A 1,185-nucleotide genomic window follows, 5' to 3' on the forward strand; every position below is an offset into this window, starting at 1 on the left:
GACCGCTTCGTCGATGCCGCCGACCATGTAGAAAGCGCTCTCGGGCAGGTGATCATACTCGCCCTCGACGACCGCCTTGAACGAGCGGACCGTGTCCTCGAGCTGCACGAACTTGCCGCTGATGCCGGTGAAGACCTCGGCGACGTGGAACGGCTGGCTCAGGAACTTCTGGATCTTGCGCGCACGCTGCACGGTGAGCTTATCCTCTTCCGAAAGCTCGTCCATGCCGAGAATGGCGATGATGTCCTGCAGCGACTTGTACTTCTGCAGCGTCGACTGGACCGCACGCGCGGTGTCGTAATGCTCCTGGCCGACGACGCGGGGCTCGAGCAGACGCGAGGTCGAGTCGAGCGGATCGACCGCCGGGTAGATGCCCAGCTCCGAGATCGCACGGTTGAGGTTGGTCGTCGCATCGAGATGCGCGAACGACGTCGCCGGCGCCGGATCGGTAAGATCGTCCGCGGGAACGTACACGGCCTGCACCGAGGTAATCGACCCCTTGTTGGTCGAGGTGATGCGCTCCTGCAGCGCGCCCATGTCGGTCGACAGCGTCGGCTGATAGCCCACGGCCGACGGAATGCGGCCGAGCAGTGCAGACACCTCTGCGCCCGCCTGCGTGAAGCGGAAGATGTTGTCGACGAAGAACAGCACGTCCTGGCCTTCGACGTCGCGGAAATATTCGGCGATCGTCAGGCCCGAGAGAGCAACGCGTGCGCGTGCGCCCGGCGGCTCGTTCATCTGGCCGAATACGAGCGCGACCTTCGAGCCTTCCGACTGCGGATTGCCGTCGGCATCCTTGGCGATGACGCCCGCGTCTAGGAACTCGTGGTACAGATCGTTACCCTCGCGGGTACGCTCGCCGACGCCAGCGAACACCGAGGTGCCGCCGTGGCCCTTGGCGATGTTGTTGATCAGTTCCTGGATCAGCACGGTCTTGCCGACGCCGGCGCCGCCGAACAGGCCGATCTTGCCGCCCTTTGCGTACGGTGCGAGCAGATCGATGACCTTGATGCCCGTGACCAGGATCGCGCTCTCGGTCGACTGGTCGACGAACAACGGTGCCGATGCGTGGATCGGGGCGGTCTGCTCTGCGCCGACGGGGCCGCGCTCGTCGATCGGCTCGCCGATGACGTTGAGGATGCGGCCGAGCGTCTTCGGGCCGACGGGCACGCGAATCTGCGAGCC

General features: G+C 65.2%; 1 protein-coding gene. It reads right to left on the reverse strand.

Annotated features, from left to right (window positions below):
* Positions 1–1,185: F0F1 ATP synthase subunit beta (gene atpD / locus sphsw_RS18160; RefSeq protein WP_042467830.1), on the reverse strand; the 1,185-nt coding region annotated here is incomplete at both ends.

The sequence above is a fragment of the Sphingomonas sp. FUKUSWIS1 genome, from assembly GCF_000733135.1.
Taxonomy (GTDB): domain Bacteria; phylum Pseudomonadota; class Alphaproteobacteria; order Sphingomonadales; family Sphingomonadaceae; genus Sphingomonas; species Sphingomonas aerolata.